Origin of the sequence: Lysinibacillus sp. Ag94 (assembly GCF_023242215.1) — a bacterium.
GTDB lineage: Bacteria > Bacillota > Bacilli > Bacillales_A > Planococcaceae > Lysinibacillus.
The window spans coordinates 1854259-1875692 of record NZ_CP096780.1; the positions used below are offsets into that span (position 1 = coordinate 1854259).

At 36.4% G+C, this 21434-nt stretch carries 17 protein-coding genes and 2 pseudogenes; 14 read left to right on the plus strand and 5 right to left on the minus strand.

Annotated elements, in window-relative coordinates:
* The first annotated feature begins 288 nt into the window (after positions 1–288).
* The 3 genes from MY533_RS08375 to MY533_RS08385 are packed head-to-tail and all read left to right on the plus strand — an operon-like array spanning position 289 to position 4170.
* Positions 289–1767 carry an aldehyde dehydrogenase family protein gene (locus tag MY533_RS08375; RefSeq protein ID WP_248718730.1) on the plus strand — a complete coding sequence of 493 codons (1479 nt, stop codon included), beginning with the start codon at positions 289–291 and terminating at the stop codon, positions 1765–1767.
* Between the two features lie 26 nt (positions 1768–1793).
* Complete coding sequence (locus tag MY533_RS08380) at positions 1794–2966, plus strand: saccharopine dehydrogenase family protein (protein ID WP_248718731.1); 1173 nt, start codon at positions 1794–1796, stop codon at positions 2964–2966.
* A 10-nt stretch (positions 2967–2976) separates the two neighbouring features.
* On the plus strand, positions 2977–4170 hold the full coding sequence (locus MY533_RS08385) for an acyl-CoA dehydrogenase family protein (RefSeq protein ID WP_248718732.1): 1194 nt from the start codon (positions 2977–2979) through the stop codon (positions 4168–4170).
* A 147-nt stretch (positions 4171–4317) separates the two neighbouring features.
* Here the strand turns inward: MY533_RS08385 and MY533_RS08390 are convergent.
* Positions 4318–5097 (minus strand): annotated as a pseudogene (locus MY533_RS08390) (IS3 family transposase); the annotation flags it as partial.
* A gap of 342 nt (positions 5098–5439) precedes the next feature.
* Between MY533_RS08390 and MY533_RS08395 the strand changes: the two are divergent.
* Entirely contained in the window at positions 5440–5880 is a 441-nt protein-coding gene (locus MY533_RS08395; protein WP_248718733.1) for a hypothetical protein, read from the plus strand.
* 49 nt (positions 5881–5929) lie between these two features.
* Here MY533_RS08395 and MY533_RS08400 read toward each other — a convergent pair whose 3' ends face one another.
* A complete protein-coding gene (locus MY533_RS08400) occupies positions 5930–6619 on the minus strand; it encodes a glucosaminidase domain-containing protein (protein WP_248718734.1) in 690 nt (229 codons plus the stop codon).
* Between the two features lie 702 nt (positions 6620–7321).
* Between MY533_RS08400 and MY533_RS08405 the strand changes: the two genes are divergently transcribed.
* From MY533_RS08405 to MY533_RS08430, 6 genes and pseudogenes are all read left to right on the plus strand, one after another.
* Positions 7322–8281 carry an ABC transporter ATP-binding protein gene (locus tag MY533_RS08405; RefSeq protein ID WP_248718735.1) on the plus strand — a complete coding sequence of 320 codons (960 nt, stop codon included), beginning with the start codon at positions 7322–7324 and terminating at the stop codon, positions 8279–8281.
* Positions 8274–9788, plus strand: coding sequence for an ABC transporter permease/substrate-binding protein (locus MY533_RS08410; protein ID WP_248718736.1), 1515 nt, complete (start codon positions 8274–8276; stop codon positions 9786–9788). Before MY533_RS08405 ends, MY533_RS08410 begins: the two co-directional genes overlap by 8 nt.
* A 142-nt stretch (positions 9789–9930) precedes the next feature.
* Positions 9931–10173 (plus strand): annotated as a pseudogene (locus MY533_RS08415) (DUF5068 domain-containing protein); the annotation flags it as partial.
* A 487-nt stretch (positions 10174–10660) separates the two neighbouring features.
* Positions 10661–11191: a TetR/AcrR family transcriptional regulator gene (locus tag MY533_RS08420; protein WP_132362985.1), complete on the plus strand. Its 531-nt coding sequence runs from the start codon at positions 10661–10663 to the stop codon at positions 11189–11191.
* 5 nt (positions 11192–11196) lie between these two features.
* Positions 11197–11523 carry a DMT family transporter gene (locus tag MY533_RS08425; RefSeq protein WP_248718737.1) on the plus strand — a complete coding sequence of 109 codons (327 nt, stop codon included), beginning with the start codon at positions 11197–11199 and terminating at the stop codon, positions 11521–11523.
* Positions 11524–11537: 14 nt separating this feature from the next.
* Entirely contained in the window at positions 11538–11873 is a 336-nt protein-coding gene (locus MY533_RS08430; protein WP_132362981.1) for a DMT family transporter, read from the plus strand.
* 67 nt (positions 11874–11940) lie between these two features.
* Here the strand turns inward: MY533_RS08430 and MY533_RS08435 are convergent, their stop codons facing one another.
* The gene (locus MY533_RS08435) at positions 11941–12999 is read right to left on the minus strand and encodes a DUF4179 domain-containing protein (RefSeq protein ID WP_248718738.1); all 1059 of its coding nucleotides are present in this window, start codon (positions 12997–12999) and stop codon (positions 11941–11943) included.
* Positions 13000–13001: 2 nt separating this feature from the next.
* A complete protein-coding gene (locus MY533_RS08440; RefSeq protein ID WP_248718739.1) occupies positions 13002–13544 on the minus strand; it encodes a sigma-70 family RNA polymerase sigma factor in 543 nt (180 codons plus the stop codon).
* Positions 13545–13992: 448 nt separating this feature from the next.
* Between MY533_RS08440 and MY533_RS08445 the strand changes: the two genes are divergently transcribed.
* The gene (locus tag MY533_RS08445; RefSeq protein WP_132362975.1) at positions 13993–14424 is read left to right on the plus strand and encodes a hypothetical protein; all 432 of its coding nucleotides are present in this window, start codon (positions 13993–13995) and stop codon (positions 14422–14424) included.
* A gap of 269 nt (positions 14425–14693) precedes the next feature.
* The gene (locus MY533_RS08450) at positions 14694–16988 is read left to right on the plus strand and encodes a YheC/YheD family protein (protein ID WP_248718740.1); all 2295 of its coding nucleotides are present in this window, start codon (positions 14694–14696) and stop codon (positions 16986–16988) included.
* A gap of 86 nt (positions 16989–17074) precedes the next feature.
* On the opposite strand, the gene MY533_RS08455 is transcribed toward MY533_RS08450, so the two are convergent.
* Entirely contained in the window at positions 17075–18277 is a 1203-nt protein-coding gene (locus MY533_RS08455) for an ATP-grasp domain-containing protein (protein WP_248719181.1), read from the minus strand.
* 149 nt (positions 18278–18426) lie between these two features.
* Here MY533_RS08455 and murF (MY533_RS08460) point away from each other — a divergent pair, with 149 nt between their 5' ends.
* Complete coding sequence (murF, locus tag MY533_RS08460) at positions 18427–19821, plus strand: UDP-N-acetylmuramoyl-tripeptide--D-alanyl-D-alanine ligase (protein WP_248718741.1); 1395 nt, start codon at positions 18427–18429, stop codon at positions 19819–19821.
* A 131-nt stretch (positions 19822–19952) separates the two neighbouring features.
* A complete protein-coding gene (gene murF, locus MY533_RS08465; protein ID WP_142507865.1) occupies positions 19953–21338 on the plus strand; it encodes a UDP-N-acetylmuramoyl-tripeptide--D-alanyl-D-alanine ligase in 1386 nt (461 codons plus the stop codon).
* Positions 21339–21434: the final 96 nt, after the last annotated feature.

A 21434-nucleotide genomic window follows, 5' to 3' on the forward strand; every position in this document is an offset into this window, starting at 1 on the left:
AAAGGTTAAAACCTCCGAACGCAAATATGCCGAGGCATATTTGCTCACAAAAGACTTTCATCCGTAACTGACATCAATGGTTCAGCAAACGAAAATAAAGCCTCTGATGATTGTCACCGATGTTATTGATGTAAAAGCACGCTCTTTAAACCTCTATATATTTAAAATTCGGAATTTTGACACGCTTAATTTTATATACTATAGAGTAATAGATGATATCTGTTTGAAAGCAATGCAGTTGGTAACATTGAGTCAGAGGCACAATAGATAGTTCAGGGGGTGTATGTAGTGGAAATTAAAAACTATATCGGCGGTGAATGGGTAACAAATTCACATTTACAAAGTATAGTAGTGACCAACCCTGCTAATGGGGAGCAGCTAGCTACAATACCGTTATCTACTGCAAGTGAGGTAGATGAAGCGGTAGCGGTTGCAAAAATTGCGCAAAAAAGCTGGGCATTAGTACCTGCACCTAAACGTGCTGACTATTTATATGCCATCGGTCAAAAAATGAAAGAGAAGAAGGAACATTTGGCGACCGTTTTAACAAAAGAAATGGGGAAGGTTATTGAAGAAGCTAGAGGTGAAGTACAGGAAGGGATAGACATGGCCTACTATATGGCTGGTGAAGGGCGACGGTTATTTGGGGAGACAACACCGTCAGAGCTAGCTAATAAATTTGCCATGAGTGTACGGGCACCTATTGGCGTTGTAGGTTTAATAACTCCGTGGAATTTCCCTGTAGCGATTGCGACTTGGAAGTCATTCCCTGCAATAGTTGCTGGCAATACGTTCATTTGGAAGCCGTCAAATGAGACGCCAATGATGGCGTATGAGATGGGCAAAATTTTTGAAGAAGTTGGCTTACCAGGCGGAGTGGCAAATATCGTCTTTGGTACGGGGCCAACAGTTGGAACAGCATTGATTGAACATCCAGATGTTAAGGTCATTTCATTTACCGGCTCTACAACAACAGGTAGTAAAGTAGCAGAGTTAGGTGGTAAACACCTGAAGAAGATTTCATTAGAGATGGGTGGGAAAAATGCAGTCATAGTTATGGATGATGCTGATTTACAGCTAGCTACTGAAGGTATCTTATGGAGCGCATTTGGCACTGCCGGTCAAAGATGTACGGCATGTAGTCGCGTGATCGTGCATAAAGATGTAAGAGAGGAACTAGAAAAACGTCTATTAGACGAAATGCAAAAGCTAACAATTGGGGACGGCCTGGATGAAGGTGTGAAGATTGGACCTGTGATTAACAAAGCCGCATTGGAAAAGATTAATCACTATGTGCAAATCGGCAAACAAGAAGGGGCGACGTTGTTAGCTGGAGGTAGAATTTTATCTGAGCCTCCTTACGATAAAGGGGTTTATTATGAGCCTACACTATTTACCAACGTGAAACCTGACATGATTATTGCACAGGAAGAAATCTTTGGTCCGGTTGTTTCTTTAATTGAAGTAGCAAGTTTGGATGAAGCAATCGAAGTAAACAATAGCGTAAAATTTGGCTTATCCAGTTCAATTTTCTCACAAGATGTGAATACGATTTTCCGCGCGCAACGAGATTTAGATACAGGTATTGTTTATGTGAATGCTGGCACAACAGGTGCTGAAATCCATTTGCCATTCGGCGGCACAAAAGGTACGGGGAACGGTCACCGTGACTCGGGTGTAGCTGCTTTAGATGTCTATACAGAATGGAAAAGTATTTATGTAGACTATAGCGGTAAATTACAAAGAGCACAAATCGATACAGAATAACAGATCAATGAAAGGGGATGTTCTTGATGAAAGTTGTTGTATTAGGTGCAGGTTTAATGGGGAAAGAGGTAGCTCGTGATTTAATAAAAAATAGCAAAGTGGAGCGTGTATTTTTAGGGGATATAGACGTGAAAATAGCGCAGAACTTTGTAGACACTTTAAATACAGATAAGATTGAAGTTGTAGAGCTTCATGCTGAGCGCGATGACTCGTTATTGGAAGTTATCTCAAAAGGCAATGTAGTCGTTAATGCATTGTTCTATTCCTTTAATGAGCGTGTTGCAAGAGCAGCAATCACAGCTGGTGTCCATTCCGTGGATTTAGGTGGTCATATTGGCGGTGTAACAGAAAAAATATTAGATCTCGACGAAGAGGCAAAAGCTAAAGGTGTAACTATTATTCCGGACTTGGGTGTTGCTCCAGGTATGGTCAACATTTTAGCGGGTTACGGTGCTTCGAAATTAGATGAGGTAGAATCTATTAAACTATTTGTAGGTGGTATTCCAACAGAGCCGAAGCCACCTCTTCACTATACACGTGTATTTTCCCTAGATGGTGTCTTTGATCATTATACAGAGCCGTCAAAAATGATTCAAAAAGGTAAACTTCAAGAAGTTCCATCGTTATCAGGTGTTGAACCTATTTATTTCAAAGATTTTGGTGTGCTTGAGGCTTTTTATACATCTGGCGGTATATCGACATTGTATAAGACATTCCCGAATGTCCAAACACTAGAATATAAAACAATTCGTTATAAAGGACATGCAGAGAAGTTTAAGTTATTAGCAGATTTAGGATTCCTCGATGCTAGTAATAAGGTAGAGGTAGAAGATCAAGAGGTTTCTGTGCGCCCAGTTGTTCGTGAGGCACTTAAAAAGAAACTCGAACTTGGTACAAAACCTGATGCAGTGCTACTACGCGTAATTGTAGCAGGTGAAAAAGCGCAACAACAAGTGACTTATGAGTTCGAAATGGTTGTGCGTAAAGATATGACCATTAATGAAACGGCTATGGCTCGTGCAACAGCAAATACAATTTCTGTCGTTGCTCAAATGATTGGGGAAAATAAAATTACAGAACACGGTGTATTTGCACCTGAATCAATTGTTCCGGGCGACATTTATATTAAAGAGATGGCAAAACGTGGTGTAGTCATTAAGGAGACGTCTCATATATCAGCAATGATTGTGAAATGGTAGGTGCTTGGTCATGAATTTTGAATTTACCACTGAGCAAGAAATGCTACGTAAAACAGTGCGGCAGTTTGTGGATGCTGAGATTATGCCACATATTGCGAAGTGGGATGCTGAGGGTGGCTTTGATCCGAAAATTTGGTCAAGACTTGCTGAGCTAGGTTTAATGGGTGTTTGTGTACCAGAACAATACGGTGGTAGTGGGATGGATTACAATGCACTCGCCATCGTTTGTGAAGAGCTTGAACGTGGCGATACAGCGTTTCGTACAGCTGTTTCAGTTCATACAGGTTTAAATAGCATGACCTTAATGCAATGGGGAACAGAGGCTCAAAAACAACAATATCTTGTTCCGCAGGCAAAGGGAGTTCGGATTGGGGCATTTGGTTTAACAGAGCCTGGAGCAGGGTCAGATGTAGCTGCAATGTCTACCACCGCAGTAAGGGATGGAGATTTTTACGTGTTAAATGGACAGAAAACATGGATTTCCTTATGTGATCTAGCTGACCATTTTATCGTTTTTGCCTACACTGATAAATCGAAAAAGCATCATGGTATTAGCGCATTTATCGTAGAGCGTTCGATGACGGGCTTTACATCGATGGCCATTAAAGGTAAATACGGTATTCGTGCTGGTAATACGGGCGAGCTCTTTTTCGAAAATCTACGTATACCTGTAAAGAATCGCCTTGGAGAAGAGGGAGAGGGCTTTAAAATTGCCATGTCTGCACTAGATAATGGTCGTTTTACAGTAGCTGCAGGTGCTGTCGGTCTTATTCAAGCATGTCTTGAGGCGAGTGTGAAATACTGTCATGAACGCGAAACATTTGGTAAGCCTATTGGCGAGCACCAGCTAGTAGGGCAAATGATTGCCAAAATGGAAGCGGGCTATCAAATGAGCCGCTTACTTGTATATCGTGTTGGAGAGTTGAAAAACAAAGGTTTACGTAATACGCGGGAGACATCATTAGCAAAGTGGCAGGCTTGTGATTTTGCGAATAAAGCTGCGGATGATGCTGTCCAAATTCATGGAGCATATGGTTATTCGGATGAATATCCAGTCGCTCGTTATTTACGTAACTCGAAAGCACCAGTTATTTATGAAGGCACGCGGGAGATTCATACGATTATGCAGGCTGACTATGTATTAGGAAAACGTCAAGATAAGTCATTGGTAAAAATGCTACCAAAATGGCCATTTGAAGAATAGTCGTTTTATGATGACTTTTTATGAATGGATCTAAAGTTAATTAGACTTCTTGGAATATTCTAAGTGAAATTTTTAAAAGAAAAAGCCGATTTCCTAAATGTTAAGGGGTAAAGTGTACCCTTTGTAAAGGACATTTTGAAAAAAAAGCTAGGCAACCTTTTGAAGCTGCTGTCTGTATTTTGCAGGCGGCAGCTTTTTCAAGTTCCATTGCCCTCGATAATGGTTGGAATATATCATATAACTTTTCACTTCTCGTTTTACTTCTTCTAATGTTTCGCACGCTTTCAGATTAGTTTCATCTTTAAAATGGCCGAAGAAGGATTCTTGCGGGGCGTTATCCCAACAGTTTCCTCGGCGTGACATAGATTGCCCTAGTCCCATATCCTTCACAAGTTTCTGGAATTTTGGATTCGTATAATGGAATCCTTGATCTGAATGAATAAATGCATCGTTCGTTAAATGGTGGTGATTTCGCTTCAATTTACGAAGAGTATTGAGCGCGATATCCATACTTAATGAAGCTGATACTTCATACGCTAAAATTTCGTTTGTCTCAGCGTCCTTAATCGTTGATAAATAAGCACGTTTGCCGTTTCCGTACGTCAAATACGTGATATCTGTTAATAATACTTTTCCTGCTACACCTTGTTTAAAGTTACGCTGTAATTCATTTGGACATGTACGATGTTCTTTTGTCGCTTTGGCCATTCTACGTGCCGGATTAGCTTTTCGAATTGGACATACAATCTCGAATTTCTTCATAATGCGGCGTATACGTTTTAAGTTATACGTAATCCCATATTGATTTTCTAACGTCATTTTAATTTGACGTGCACCTTTCTTACGTCCTCGGAAATGATACGCTTTTAAAATGATTTCTTTGACTGCTTCATCCGCTAACTCATGTGCTGCACGCTTTTGCGCCGATACGGCATCGACTGCGGGTCTATTTGGCATGGAAATTCAAGGTGCTACAACGATATTCGCTGTCAATTTAAAACGGATATTAAAGCTATTAAACGAAAATAAATAAGGAATAAGGAATAGAGACAGAAATAAGGCACTTCCTGTTCAAAATTGAACAAGAAGTGCCTTATTTTTATCTGAGAAAGGTTCGCTTTTATGAAAACGTAAGTTTTTCAGTGCCCTCCGCTAGACGTAGCTTCTCTTTTTTTAATCTTTGAGACGACTCGGGAAATTATTGATAGAGATAACCTATTTGCATTATGCTATAATGAAATCAAAATTTAGGGGATTGGGGGATATGAATTGAATCTAGAGTTAAAAGAGTTGTTACGTTCCGTTTTAAAAGAAGAATTAACACCAGTGCACAAGCGACTTGATGGAATTGACCAACGTCTTGAGACTATTGATCAAAGATTTGATGGAATTGACCTACGGCTAGATGGAATGGACGCTCGCTTTGAAAATATAGATTATCAATTAGTCGGAATGAACAAACGTTTTGACGGAATTGAACTGCGCTTAGATAAAATTGAACATGATGTGCATGAACTTAAAAGTGATGTACAAATACTTAAGAATGATGTATATGAACTTAAAATTGGGCAAGCAAAGCTTCAGAAAAATATTATCGAAAATTTAAGTGAGTTTACTGGAAAAATTGCTCAGCAGGTAGAAGGTAGAACTTACGCTTTGAATAAACGAGTCTTTGATTTAGAAACTGTGATTTACAGATTAATAAGTTAGTATAAGAAAAAATCTCCATGTCTATAATTATTCATGGAGATTTTTTATATTAATATTTATAAATATTTAATTGTTGACCGGCTTCAATTCTATCAGAGCGAAGCTGATTCCATTGTTTTATGGATGTAACTTTAACATTATGAGCCTCTGCAATATGCATAAGAGAGTCACCATCAGCTACAGTAATTGTTTTTTTATCTTTCACAGGACTGTCATACTGTTGTAAATCATACTTTGCTATCACTGCATTTAGCTTTTCATTGTATCGTGAATCTGTTGCATAGGAGCCTGTTAAAAACTTTGTAGCATCTGTATAGGATTTTGTATTGCTTTTAAAAACGCCTGCATAGAAATTTTTGTTCCAGGAAACCCCATTGCGCATTAATTTCACATAATCTTGTATGGAAGCTTCATAGGAAGGGTATTTGCGAAATGCAGCCTTCACCTTTGTCATATTACCTGAACCATCATCCTCAGATGTTTCCATTGTTACCGAGTTATTTTGGTAACTACCTTTCATACCAAATAAATTGTTATTTGGGGCAGATCCAAGGCCACTTTGTCCATGCTCACTTTCTAACACCGCTTGCGCAATGATAACCGATGCATACAAGTCATTATCGGAACCTTGTTTCCGAGCAATTTCAGCAATAGAGCCAATAAACTCCTCTATACTAGGGCTGCTATCGACAACTACAGACTCTTTAGTTTCATGAGTATTGAAAAATTGAGTCACCATAAAAAATGAAATACTGATAACAATAACAGTAATCATAAGAACTTTGAAAAAATTAATGAAGTATTTCATTGTTATTGATGTTGGTAGATTACCACATCTTCCTCCTTTCTTGTCAATAACGGGGTTCATATATTTCTAATTATTACAAAGTTATAAATAGAAATAAAGTCGGTTTTTTTAATAGAGTACATCATTTATATAACGAAAAAACCCCTCATTTAGTTCCTTAATTTCCAGCATAATCGAGAAATGAAAGACCCATTAAAATATAGTTACTATCATTGCTGAAAAATCAAAAATGGTAGTATGCACATTTATAAAGTTAGTCATTTTGAAAGGAAATCTTTATGGAAGGTTATTTATTTGTATTCAAAAACAGTATACGATTTTCTATGGAAATTATGAGACAAATAGAGGAGAGCGTCAAGAGGACCAATGTCTTGATATAAAACAAAAAATTAAGTTTAAAATGATTTTAGTTACTGAAATATATATAGTAACTCGATATTCCTTTTAAAAGAGATAGTTCTAGACCTACTATGCTGAACGTATATGAAATGAAGAGGATAAAAATAGGAGTTTATTTCTAGATTAAAACATTAAGTCAATATATATTGTTGCTAAAATGATTAAGGTAATTTTTGCAAATGATGTCCATTCTGAACTAACATTGGAGGCACATTACTAAAAGGAGCTTATACAATGATAGCATTTGAAAATGTCACAAAAAAATATGTAAATGATCAAGTCGCAGTAAAAGCTATTAATGTAGAGATTAAAAAAGGAGAATTTTTTGTTCTTATTGGACCGAGTGGTTGTGGAAAAACAACTTTATTAAAGATGATTAATCGATTAATTCATTTAACAGAAGGAACTATTCGCATTAATGGTAAAAGAATTAGTGATTACAACATTCATGAATTACGATGGAATATCGGCTATGTCCTACAACAAATTGCTCTTTTTCCCCATATGACGATTGAAGAAAATATAGCTGTTGTGCCTGAATTAAAGAAATGGAGTAAACCGCAAATCCAGCAACGAGTTAGCGAGTTATTGGATATGGTTGGACTTGAACCAGACAAATATAGTCAGCGTAAGCCAAATGAGCTTTCTGGTGGTGAACAACAAAGGGTCGGTGTTGTTCGTGCATTAGCAGCTGATCCCGAAATCATTTTAATGGATGAGCCTTTTAGTGCCTTAGATCCGATTAGCCGCACAAAATTACAAGATGATCTTCTCGAGCTTCAGCAAACGATACAAAAAACAATTGTCTTTGTTTCGCATGATATGCAAGAGGCCTTAAAACTTGGTGATCGTATATGTGTAATGAAGGATGGAGAAATTATACAGATTGGTACTCCACGTGAAATCATAGACAAGCCTGTTAATGATTTTGTTCGCGAATTTGTTGGGGTAAAAGAGTATGGGACTTTTCATATCCAAGCTGTACTTAGACCAATTGCTGATAAGGTTCAGCAAAGAAATCGAGAGAACACCATTTCTTCAAAAAATTCTTTGCATACCATTCTTCAAAAATTAGCTCAATATGAATGTTTAAGTGTGGAAGAGAACGGGACAATAATTGGTGTTGTCACGAGAGCAACGATGCTTCGTTATCTAGCACATGATTCCTTAGAAAGAGGTAATTTAAATGGCTAACTTTTTTAGTGTGTTTAACGAACGAAAAGGCCAGCTATTGGCATCATTAGTCGAGCATATTCAAATTTCATTCATTGCATTATTTCTTGCAGTAGTGATTGCTATCCCTCTAGGAATCTATTTAACGAATAAAAAGAAAATAGCAGAAAGTATAATCGGTATTAGTGCAGTTTTACAAACGATTCCTTCATTGGCGTTATTAGGGTTGTTGATTCCGTTGTTTGGCATCGGAAAAGTACCTGCAATTATTGCTTTAGTTGTTTACGCACTTCTTCCGATTTTACGTAATACATTTACTGGGATAAACGAAGTAGATCCGTCTTTAAAAGAGGCTGCGAGGGCGATGGGGATGAATACGCGAAAGCGATTAGTGAAAGTAGAATTGCCTCTTGCTATGCCTGTTATTATGGCAGGGATTCGAACAGCTATGGTATTAATCGTCGGAACGGCAACTTTAGCGGCATTAATCGGGGCTGGGGGATTAGGGGATATCATTTTGCTTGGAATTGACCGAAATAATACCGCACTTATTATTTTAGGGGCTGTCCCTGCGGCGATTTTAGCATTAGTTTTCGATTTTTTATTAAAAAAACTAGAATCACTGTCGTTTAAAAAAACAATTTCGGCATTAAGTATTATTAGTATAGTGGCATTAATAATGATGATTTTCCCATTACTAAACTTCAAAGAGAAAGAAGAAATTATCATTGCAGGTAAGCTTGGCTCTGAGCCAGAGATTCTTATTAATATGTATAAAATGCTTATTGAAAATGAAACAGACTTAAAGGTGCAATTAAAACCTGGACTTGGTAAAACATCCTTTGTTTTTAATGCACTTAAATCTGGCAGCATCGATATTTATCCAGAATTCACTGGAACGGCAATTTCAGAGTTTTTAAAAGAGGAAGCCATCAATAATAATCAGGAAGATGTTTATCATCAGGCTAAAGAAGGCATGATGAATAAATTTGGCATGGTGATGCTAAGTCCGATGAGATATAACAATACGTATGCATTGGCAGTATCGAAACAAATGGCTGATACTTATGATTTGCAAACAATTTCAGACATTAAGCCTATCCAAGAAAAGATAAAAGTAGGTTTCACATTGGAATTTAATGATCGAGAAGATGGTTATTTGGGTATCCAAAAGCGTTACGGTATTACACTTTCTAACATAACAACGATGGAGCCGAAGCTTAGATATCAGGCGATCGAATCAGGAAATATAGATTTATTAGATGCTTATTCAACGGATAGTGAAATACGTCAATATCATCTGCAAGTTTTAGCAGATGATCAGCAACTATTCCCACCTTATCAAGGGGCTCCTTTACTAAGGAAAGAGACGTTAGAAAAATACCCTGAGATTGAAACAGCCTTAAATAAGCTGTCAAATCAAATAACAGATGATGAGATGCGCGAAATGAATTATCGAGTAAATGTAAAAGGCCAAAACATAGAAGAAGTGGCACGAGACTATTTAACAAAGGCAGGATTGTTATAAGACGAAAATCATCTAGCTATAAGTAGCTAGAAATGAGAGGCTTATCTTTTCTAGCTTTTTTTTGTTTTATCTCGGATTTAAAAGAGAGCAATGCAGCTTAACGTTGACATATCGATAAGTGAATATCATCTATGTCATAAAATTGACAGTTAATGATGGTAAGCAATATTCATTAAGGGGAGGTATGCTATTAAATTACAATTATAATGAAGTTATTAAAGCTGGAGAAACTGGCGAGCTATTACAAGTATTCGTTTTAGATCAAGAGCAATATGAAAAAATTTGGAAAGATAAAGCTTTTAAAATTGAATTAGGTCCTATCCGAAATAAAGGAGCGGAGGATACTTCAAAAGGCAAAAAAGAAACGTTTATCTTGCCGAAATAGGGAACGACGGAAGAACGCGCTGAAGTGACGGAAGAATCGGCAGAGCGACGGATGAAACTATCGAAACGACGGAAAGAGCGGCCAAAACGACGGAAGAATCGGGAACGACGGAAGAACCCGCCGAAGTGACGGAAAGAATCGCCAGAGCGACGGATGGAACCATCGAAACGAAGGAAAGAACGGAAGAAACGACGGAAAGAATCGCTAATTTAAGGAGCCCTCTCAATTTTTTGAGAGGGCTTTAGTTTGGTGACAAAAGAATGAATTCGAAATTTGGTGTAGCTATAAGCATAGGTTGATTTTCATTACGGACTGGCGCTTTCCGCGAGCTTGGCTTCAATCTCCTTATTACTATGTTCTTTTCACAAGTTCATCCAGCATCAGATCCCAAAATTTTTGGCATTGTAATTGACGGATGTGAAATAAGAGGTATAAAATATAAAAAGACCGACCAGACGGTTTTTTTATTTTTAAAGGGAGCGATTATATGTCATCCAAAGCAGATTTAAAACGTTCACATATTATCCAAACGGCGATTGATTATTTAAAGGGCAATGATTTAAGTACTTTAACTTTAGATAAAATAGCTAGTCAAGCAAATATTAGCAAAGGTGGATTATTGTATCATTTTAAGACGAAGGATGCGCTGCAAACTGCAATCGCTGAGACGATTTTAAATGAGGTTGTACAATCCTATGAACATTTAGCAAGCCTTGAGCAAGGGATAGGGAGATTGACGAGAGCATTTATCTTCGCATCACAAAAAGATCTAGCGAACGGGGCATCCTTAAATATTGCGATTCAAATTATGCAAAATGACCATTCAGCCATCTCAACAGTTTATGACTGTTTACTAGACGAATTGTTCCAAGATGGTTTGGAGGAATCCATTGTTCATCTGATTCGGTTAACGATTGATGGATTGTATTATTCGAAACTATTAAATATCGCACCGATTTCCGCTAAGGCGACAGACGGTGTCTTTGAACAATTAATGCACATGACAAGGAAGGACTAACATACATGAGTGCTTTTGGTTTTTTATTCATTTCAATTATCTCAGAAGTTTTTGCTAGCTCGATGTTGAAACTGACAAATGGCTTTAAACGATTACTACCGTCAGTGGGTGTAGTAGTTGGATATGGAACAGCTTTTTATTTTCTATCATTAACATTACAATCTATAGCAATTGGTACAGCATATGCGATATGGGCGGGAGTAGGAACGGCGCTAACGGCGGTCATCGGTGTAGTCTTTTATAAGGAGTTATTCAACCTAAAAAAAATTATCGGTATTTTATTAATTATTGTCGGTGTAGTTATTCTTAACCTTGCAGGTAGCGGACATTAAGGAGGGATTTGTAAATGAAGGGTTATTTATTTTTAACATTATCCATTGTCAGTGAGGTATTTGCAACAACGATGCTTAAGTTTTCAGAAGCATTTACAGTTCTAGGCCCCTCAATAGCTGTCGCATTTGGATATGGCATTTCGTTTTATTCATTATCTCTATGTTTAAAAACGCTACCACTAAGCATTGCGTACGCCGTTTGGTCCGGTGTAGGCACAGCATTAACAGTCATTGTGGGAATTGTTGTATGGGGAGATATTTTTAATCTTTACTCGGCTTTAGGCATTACATTAATCATTGGTGGAGTTATTCTACTAAATCATGGGAGTCAAAATAATGCCACAACGTAACGTCTAAAGAGAAAACGTCCATTGTCAAATTGGACGTTTTCTTTTTTATAATTCAAGGTTGGTAGACTTATTTGTTCAATTGGGTAGTAATTGTGTACTCATGAAACACTTTGACAACATCCTTGTGAGGAACGCCACTTTTTACATTAATAGAGTGCGGAACGAGTGTGATATTTGTTATTGGCTCCATATTTTCCTTCTGGAAGCGAAGTGTAGAATTTTCGAGCATTGTTTTAAAAGCAGACTGACCTAACTCATTATTATTCTGGTCGTATAATCTAAATTGGACATCATAATCCATTGTCTTGTCAGGCGCCGGAAACATATGATAATAAAGAATTAATGAAACGGGTGATTGAGTAATTTTTTCAACTACAACTTTCTGTCCGTTCGGTAAAGAAAAAGATTGATTAATCATGGTTTCTGTTGTTTTAGCCGCAATGGCTTCACCTGTGGCAGTGAAATTAAATTCCCAAGGGTCACTAAGTTTATCGTTTTTAAAAGAAAACTGAATGTCATGTGGCTTAGAAAGCTCAATATTTGGAATGCTAATCTGACTATAAATGACAAATGTTTGGTCATCGATTTTATCATTACCTGCTCCTCCTCCGCCAGACTCTACTTCCTTCCCATCTATTTTTATTTCAGGGATAAGGGGCAGGTAATCTGTGTCTGGAAGGTGCTTATTAAATTGAAGATATTCCGAGTTTGGAACGGGTTTATTGCTATGATAAGTAGTCGTGATGAAAAGTTCTCCTTGATCTAACATAACTTCATTTAACGTTAAGGTTCCATATTTATTTTCTTTTGTTTGTCCGATTATATTTTTATACGTTGTATACATTTCGTCATTAACAGCTGGGTGATTCATATATTGTTCAATAAAGCTACCTATTATGGGCAATTTAGCAAGTGCATTTGGGCTAGAAATGGCTATTGTAGCGGCAAGCATAGCGATACCTACTCCACTTAAAATTGTAAGCTTCTTCTTTTTTGATGTTTGAGTTTTCAATTTTGAATGCAGTCGTTTTTTTATACGTGCTATTTCTAAATCTGACAACGGGGTTTCATCATATTTTTCTGTTTGAATCTTTGCTCGATTAAATAGTTTAAATAATTCACTCATTTTTATAGCCTCCCTGTAATCCATTTTTGTTTTAATGCACGAAGTTTATGACGTCCACGGGAAAGTCTGTTATGTATAACCGGGACAGACACATTAAATTCTTTTGCAATGTTCTTGGAATTTACATTATCTAAATAATATTTTTTAAATAATAATTGGTCCTCAACAGATAAATGTTGTAACAGCTCTTCGACGTCCTCTAATTCTGTCCTCTCAGTATTTGTGAAAGACTCTTCAAATTCTAAAGTTGAGATGTAGCGATCATTATAACGTTGTAATTTTTTTCTTCGATCCAGCGCTTTATATTTAGCAATGATCGCAATCCAATTTTTAAAAGATCCTTTCGCTTCATCGAAAAATTCACCATTTTCCCAAATAGCAAGTAGTGTGTCATCCAAACATTCATCAACTTCTTCTAAGTAAGGAAAGAGATGTTTAGTGATGATGCTTCGTAGTAATCCACCATATTGCTCAATGATGAAATGTAAAGCATGTTCATTGTGATGTTGTAGTTCATAAACGACATTTTCAGCTTGTATGTTCATAACAAACTCCTTTCTAAGTTTAGTCGCTTCTTACCAGTTTGCTTGAATAGCCAGTGAATAGAACTATTGTTTATCCGAAAACTTATCAAGGCAAACAGGTGAGGCATCTATTTCATCGTTCACTATTAAATACGATTTTTTTTATTGAAAGCTATCCTGAAATAAAAAACTTTTTAAATTAATTTGATTTTTCGTCATAGTTTACGAAGATTGCGTAAAAATAGTGTAAATGTTTTCACTCTGCTTTGAAGCATACATATGCAATCAACATGACCAGTTTTATCCGAAAAAAATTATCATATTTCTTGTCTTTACATATTATAACGAGAGGATGTTGAATAAAGTGAAACTTTCGTTCATGGCAGTTGATCTTCCACTAGTATCAATGCTAGTAAATTAAAACAATTTTTGAGAAATGGCTTATTAAGACTTGGAAGGAGCGAAGGAAATGAATAATGAAAACAAAAAAAAACATTTTCTATGTGAAGCGCTCTACGACATAAAAGCACTCCAGGATATGATAAAGGATTTTCATTCTAAATATTTTGGTCAGCTTCTTGTGAAATTAGTGGGAGGCGATACGATTCCTTTTTTTTTAATAACACACAACGGCAGTCATTTAAGGTTGATGGATACTGTAAAGCAGTTTGAAACAGAGTTTTTTCGCATAGAGGCTATTGATCGAGAAAGTTGCCGCGGAACAGTTTCGCTTTTGCGAGCCTATGATTATGAAGGACATGATACGAATTTAATAGCAGAGGTTGTCCGATTAGAGCGAACATCCTCAGAAAAATCCATTGACTTAAGTGGTATATCTGCAATTCAGTTATTAAAGCCTGACATGTTAAAAGGGAAATTTATCATTGAGCCCAAATGGTGAAGCTAAAGCCTCCGGCGGATGTTACGGAAATCGAAGGGGCTAAAAAAGATGTTAGCCTAAAAATATCGCATCTATACGATAACGGCTAGCTAACCTGCATCAGCCTGTGGCATTACTGAAATGACCGACATCGTGTCGTCCTTCGTGCAGCCTAAGCACAAAGCCGAAAATACGACTAAAATAACATGAAAATTAGAGCATCTGTCTAGGTGCACGTTGTAGTCATTGAATTTATTAGAGAGAATCCTATGAAGGGAAGAGATTAATGGATGACAATTATTGGAATGTTGCATCATCGGCTAGATCCTAGAACTGTTCTAAAGTCATATGCATTTGCGGCCGTTGCACAAGCAGAAGGCGCTCAATTTTTTTACTTTACGCCAAAAAGCGTTGACTTTGATAAACGTTCCATTAGAGGAAAGGTATATGAAAATGGTGATTGGCATGAAAAAATGATGCCCTTCCCGGATGTTATATACAATGCAGGAAGTCCAGAAAAATTATCGGTATCAAAGGATATTATTGAGAAATTGAAAAAGGAAATACCTTTTACAACTCATTCTATAGGGAATAAATGGAATGTCATGAAGCGACTTAAAGAAGCAAAGGAATTTGATAAATATTTAATTCCATCTGAGGTTGTTGAAAATGTTGAATTACTCCATAAATTTATGGCTTTTTATAAAAAAGTCGTATTTAAACCGATAGATGGCCGGAAGGGAAAAGGGATTTATTTTATTTCGAAAGTAGGAAGAACTAACTTTGAGGTAAAGAAGGATAGGGAAACTACGTTATGTACACAGTCAAAGCTAGATGAGTTAATTAGAGAGCAACTTTCTACAGGCACCTTTATCGTGCAACCCTATATTCATTCCAAAACAAAATCAGGTCAAATTTATGATTTTCGTCTACATGTTCAAAAAAACGGTGAAGGTAAATGGGTTATAACGACGATTTATCCGCGAATTGCACCAAATGGCTCGATTATACCGAATATTAACAACGGTGGTTTTACGAATTATTTAGATCCATTTTTAGAGCAGGAATTTAAAGAAGATGCTTATGATATTCGGCGTATGTTAGAGCATTTTTCTTTATCACTAGCTCGACATTTAGATGAAATCCAGATGACGCAATTTGGAGAAGTTATTGATGAAATTGGCATTGATGTAGGCTTAGATGAACAAAGGAAAATTTGGATGTATGAAGTGAACTGGCGACCAGGTTGCCCTCCAGCTTTTTATTTAGAATTAGATGTGGTCATCAATACTATAAGGTATGCAATGTACCTTGCTAAAAACCAGAAGCAAATTAAAAGGGAAATCAGGCAATATAGGAAAATTAAAGATTCATCTGATGAAAGGGCTTTAGTAGAAGAATCTTTAGTAGAAGAAGCATTACCAGAACAAAAAGCCTTACCAGAACAAAAAGCTTTAGCAGGACAAAAACCTTTACCAGAACAAAAACCTTTAGCAAAAGAAAAGGCTTTACCGATTATTGCGATTACCGGCAGTGCTGGAAAAACAACATCAAAAGCATTTCTTGCCTCCATTTTATCGGTAAAATGGAATATCTTTGAGTCAAAAGATTATTGGAATACAACAGAGCATACGAAAAAACATAAAGAAGAAATTAATGCTTCACATGAGGCTGTAGTGCTTGAGTATGGGATGGCTTATCCAGGTATCATAACAAATCACTGTAGCATTATCCAACCGAATATTAGTATCATTACAAATATCGGTTTAGCTCATGTCGGTAATTTTGATGGAGATATTAAAGGAGTAGCTAAGGCGAAATCGGAATTAATACATGGGATGGATCAAAACGGTTTATTAATCCTCAATAAGGACGATGATAATTCTAAGTATTTAGAGACACAGCAATTTAAAGGAAAAATCCTAACAGTAGGTATTCATAGCACAGCGGACTACCAAGCTTATGATATCCAATATAAGGACATCGGTATGTCCTTTAAAATAAAGCTGCATGGGCAGGAAATTGCAATGTATATCCCAATTTTAGGAGAACATCATGTATATAATGCACTCAATGCCATTGCGGTTGCAGATTATTTAGGATTTAGTCCAGCACATATTAAAACAGGGCTAAATTTCAAAAAACCACCTAGACGATTAACAATTTATAACTGTCGCGATAATATTACAGTTATTGACGATACCGTTCACTCCCATCCTCAGGGCGTACGTGCAGCTATTGATGTTCTTACAAATATAGCGAAGAAACGTAAAATTGCTATTATTGGTCAAATGCGAGAATTAGGGGATTTGAGAGAAGAGGAATATCGTAAATTGGGCGAATACATTTACGAGCAAAACATAGATTTATTCATCACTTATGGTTTTAGAACGGAGGAAATGGGCGCAGCAGCGAAGGCAGTAGGGATGGATCCTTCTAAAATTTATCATTTCCTGAATAAGGATGAATTACATGAACTCTTAGAGAAAGTGATACAACCTCACGACACCATTTTAGTAAAGGGTGCTAGTAAAACGAATATGTTTGATACGGTGAAATTTTTAGATCAAAAATTTCAAGAATAAATAAAAAGCCCGAGTAATTGACCTTTTGAAGGATACAATTATTCGGGATATTTTTTATAGCTAAATAATGAGGGCATTGAAAGAAATTAAGATTTTAGAATGAACTTTATTTCTTTTGCGGCGTTAATGGCTTTATTTTTAGCTTCCGCTAATGTTGCACCTTCCGCGATTACATATGCATAACGATGTCCCATTGATAAGGGAGGGATTAGCAATGTCCCTCTTCTCGGCTTCACATAGACATCCACAACTCCAGGTGAATGAGCTGCTTTATTTCTTCCAATAACTTTTTCTAAAATCCCTTTACTTTCCACAATGACGTATTTTGTATAGACAAACTTTCTATGCTTTGGTTTGATATCGGGACGCTCACCTAAAAATATTTTAAGTGTTTCTTTCACTAAATTAAATCCAAAGGCGGCGTGTAGCATCGTATTCATTGCTCCCCCTGAGATTCGCGGATTAATTTCTATAAGCTTCCAGCCATTCTTTGTTAAACGAAGCTCTAAATGCAGAGCACCATTTTCGATGTTAAACGCTTTAACAATAGACTGAAGAACTTCCTCAAGGCCTGCTTGAATTTCTTTTGGAGCCTTAACGAGAACACCATAACCAGTAATGATAAAACGTTTACCTTGAGTAATTTCTTGTTCAATAATACCGATGATATTAGCTTGCCGTTTATAGACAAGTGCTTCTACTAAATATTGTGGGCCTTCGATATATTCTTCAATCATTATTGTTTCACGGGGATTTTTACTGCGCAGATGGCTCAGATGTTTCTTCAGTTGGTCTGAGTCGTCTGCTAACAATACATCTTTGGAGCCTGTTGATTTTGGAGATTTCACAATAAGTGGAAACTCTATGTTATTAGAAAAGGACTCATTTGGCTTGAGAAGAAAAAACTTAGGAGAATAAGGCTGGTTTTTTAAAAAATTTCTCGTTTTTTCTTTATCCTCCATTATTTCGATAGCTGTTGAAGATGTATAGTTGTCGCAAAATTCATCACATAAAATTGAGGCAATATGGACAAAAGGATCGACAAAACTAACAATAGATTTTATTTCTAACCCAGTTTTAGTTAAATTATAAATTTCATCTTTCATGTCCTCTATATTCGAAGTATCAATAAGAATCATTTTATGAATATCTGGGTAGGCTTTTCGCTGTTGTAATTGCTTTTTGTTGTTTGTAAAAAGGACAGTATAATAACCTAGGTTTTCTGCTGCTCTTGTTGCTTCACGACTTGACCCGGATTTGTTAGTGCCGATAAATATAATTGTTTTCAGTTATATCACTCCTTCTATTGTTCGTTAGATACTTAATCAACTATATATATATGCGAAGAAAGTGATTTCTTCTAGTTATGTATCTTGCATCCATCCAAGCAACTTTTAAGAAGTTACATATACTAGAGGGGAAAGGAGGGGAGATTGATATGAAGCCTCTTACGGTGCAGGATTTAAAAGCGATAACTGCAGGCCAATTAGTGCAAGGGTCGGACGAAGTGTTGATTCAACATGGAGCTTATCGACTGAAGCAAGTGAAAAAACCAAATACCGTCCTTTTTACAAATAAGCGTATTGTGAACTGGAAAGAGTATAAGTCACTTTATCCTATAGTGCTTGTAACCGATAGACGATACAGTCAAAATGAATTACCTGAGCAAATAATTATGATTAGAGTAGAAGATTCAGATGAGGCCTATTGGAAGTTTGTAAATTTTTATCGTAATCAATTTAATATCCCTGTAGTAGCCATTACGGGTACTTCTGGAAAATCGACGACGAAGGAAATGATCAAACATATCCTTTCTGCAGAAAAAAATGTAGTATCCACGCCACTTAGTAGTAATTCTAGAACTGCTTCTTTACAATATTTACTGAATATTGATGATCGTACCGATGCAGCCGTTTTTGAAACTGCTGTTGGTTCACCGGGGGACATCAAACTTGCGGGGGACTATTTCAAGCCGACTATTGGGATTATTACAAATATTGGGGCACACCATTTGAATTATTGTAAAACTTTAGAGGGGTATATCCAAGCAAAGGGTGAAATGCTGGACATTATTAGTCCCACAGGCTCCTTAATCCTTAATGCTGATGATGTCAACACCAGTAAAATAGATTTATCAAAGTTTCAAGGACGCATTATAAAAGTAGGTAAGCATGAATCCTGTGATTTTCAGGCAAGAAATATTCGCTACCACAAAAATGGTATGCTGTTCAATGTTTATCACAAGAAGAAACTCTATGAAATCTATGTACCAGGTTTTGGCGAGCATCAAGTATATAATGCGCTCACGGCAATTGCAGCTATTTGTGAAATGGGTTTGCCGATTTCTTTAGCAGCTGAACAACTGCAATCATTCCGAAAATTAAATAAGCAGCTTCAGGTGTTTAAGGGCATTAATAATTCCATATTACTAGATGATACATGGAATATAACGACTACTTCTTTGGAGGCAGGATTAAAGGTTTTGAAGGCTCTCGGAGAAGGCAAGAAAAAGATTGCCATTATTGGGACGATAACAGATTTAGGGTCTTGGGGATATATAATTCACGAACAAGCGGGAGAATTAATTAGTGAAATTGGAGTCGATGTACTGATTACAATAGGGGAACATGCAAGTATTATGGCGCTTCACGCCATTGAGGCAGGAATGAGTTCACCGGTGTATATTTTTAAAAATAGTACGCGCGTCTATAAATTGTTAGAAGAAATTGTAGATGAAAATACAGTTCTTTTCATTAAAGGTGATATGTATAGTAAAGAAGTTTCTAAGTTGGCAGATGATTTAAAAATAAAAAAATCTTCAACTTCTGAATAGATTTCACCTAAATAAATATTATTTTTTATCATTTACTAGAAAGAGCATATTTATAGTTAATTGCTAGAAATGCATAAACTATGATACGCATTTATTCAGAAATAATTTTATAGAAAGGGGGCGTAGTTAACTTGCAACATATAAGTGTGAGCGATATAAGAAAATTATTACAAGGAGAATTATTAAGCGGTTCTGAACACTGGTCTGTTAAACATGCAATTTATTATAACCGACATGAACTGACTCAAAATCATACACTTATGTTTGTTAGTAAAAGTGATCAAATTAACTGGCAAGAAATAGATCGAAAGGGACCATCTCTTGTCATTTCTGATAAATCATCAGAGGAATTGAAAAATGCGCTGAAAAATACGACCGTTATACGCGTCAAGACTATTTTGCATGCCTATTGGAAATTTATGGGACATTACAGAAATTTATTTCAAATACCAGTCGTTGCTTTGACCGGAACATGTGGTAAAACGACAACGAAAGAAATGATTAAACATATAGCTAGTAAGGAATGGAATGTTCAAGCATCTGTCAGTAGTAAAAATGAGCCACGGCAATCCTTACCGTACTTGACTGGAATTGATCAGAATACAAAAGCAGCTATCTTTGAATTAGGGCTAGGTAATATCGGTAATATTAAACACCAATGTATGATCTATCAGCCTACGATTGGTATTATTACGAATATTGGTGTCCATCATTTAGATGGATGCAATAATCTAGATGGCTATATCAAGGCAAAGGCTGAAATTGTAGAAGGAATAAGAAAAGATGGCACGTTAATCATTAATGGTGATGATGAAAACATTAAAAAAATCCCCCTAAATAAATTTAAAGGAAAGATTATTACCTTTGGCGTTAACGAAAAGGCAGATTATCAAGCTACGAATATACAATTTACAAAAGGCGGCATGAAATTTGTACTAAAAGTGTCAAATAACAAATACAATTTATTTGTTCCAGGATACGGAGAACACCAAGTATATAACGCATTAGCGGCTATAGCTGCCGTAAAGGAAATGGGACTTTCCATTGCTGTTGCAATTTCGCAATTAAAAACGTTCAAAGCGATGGCAAGACACTTAGAATTTTCTACAGGCATCGGTAAATGTACTATAATAGATGATACTTGGACAAATAACCCGACTTCTGTTGAAGCGGCACTAAAAGTTTTAGATACGATAGGAAAAGGGAAGAAAGTAATTCTTATTTTAGGTGACATTAAGAGGTTAGGAAATTTCGAAGAAAAATATCATCGAGAAATTGGCACAATGGTTGCGAAAAGAACTATTGATACGCTTATTACTATTGGCAATAGAGCAGAAAATATTGCGAACCAAGCGTTGAAGGACGGCACCAAGGCAGATGTTCATAAGTTTAAAGATGTGACAGGTGTTTTAGATGTACTAAAGCAGAAGCTTGATAGTGAAACCATTGTCCTTATTAAAGGTCCAATGTCTAGCAGATCTATGATAGAATTTGCGAATCAGTTAAAACGTAAATAATTAACAAGCTGGGACATAACGAAAAGGCTCCTTCATAAAGCCAAATAATCTCTAAATTAACAAAACACGATAACTAGAAAAACCGAACTATTCCGA

What these genes read in the sequence shown, in the direction of transcription:
- MY533_RS08380 (WP_248718731.1), top strand. Translation starts at nt 1,794, where the DNA reads ATGAAAGTTGTTGTATTAGGTGCAGGTTTAATGGGGAAAGAGGTAGCT.
- MY533_RS08385 (WP_248718732.1), top strand. Translation starts at nt 2,977, where the DNA reads ATGAATTTTGAATTTACCACTGAGCAAGAAATGCTACGTAAAACAGTG.
- MY533_RS08400 (WP_248718734.1), bottom strand. Translation starts at nt 6,619, where the DNA reads ATGGTGACTCAATTTTTCAATACTCATGAAACTAAAGAGTCTGTAGTT.
- MY533_RS08405 (WP_248718735.1), top strand. Translation starts at nt 7,322, where the DNA reads ATGATAGCATTTGAAAATGTCACAAAAAAATATGTAAATGATCAAGTC.
- MY533_RS08410 (WP_248718736.1), top strand. Translation starts at nt 8,274, where the DNA reads ATGGCTAACTTTTTTAGTGTGTTTAACGAACGAAAAGGCCAGCTATTG.
- MY533_RS08420 (WP_132362985.1), top strand. Translation starts at nt 10,661, where the DNA reads ATGTCATCCAAAGCAGATTTAAAACGTTCACATATTATCCAAACGGCG.
- MY533_RS08425 (WP_248718737.1), top strand. Translation starts at nt 11,197, where the DNA reads ATGAGTGCTTTTGGTTTTTTATTCATTTCAATTATCTCAGAAGTTTTT.
- MY533_RS08430 (WP_132362981.1), top strand. Translation starts at nt 11,538, where the DNA reads ATGAAGGGTTATTTATTTTTAACATTATCCATTGTCAGTGAGGTATTT.
- MY533_RS08435 (WP_248718738.1), bottom strand. Translation starts at nt 12,999, where the DNA reads ATGAGTGAATTATTTAAACTATTTAATCGAGCAAAGATTCAAACAGAA.
- MY533_RS08440 (WP_248718739.1), bottom strand. Translation starts at nt 13,544, where the DNA reads ATGAACATACAAGCTGAAAATGTCGTTTATGAACTACAACATCACAAT.
- MY533_RS08445 (WP_132362975.1), top strand. Translation starts at nt 13,993, where the DNA reads ATGAATAATGAAAACAAAAAAAAACATTTTCTATGTGAAGCGCTCTAC.
- MY533_RS08450 (WP_248718740.1), top strand. Translation starts at nt 14,694, where the DNA reads ATGACAATTATTGGAATGTTGCATCATCGGCTAGATCCTAGAACTGTT.
- murF (WP_248718741.1), top strand. Translation starts at nt 18,427, where the DNA reads ATGAAGCCTCTTACGGTGCAGGATTTAAAAGCGATAACTGCAGGCCAA.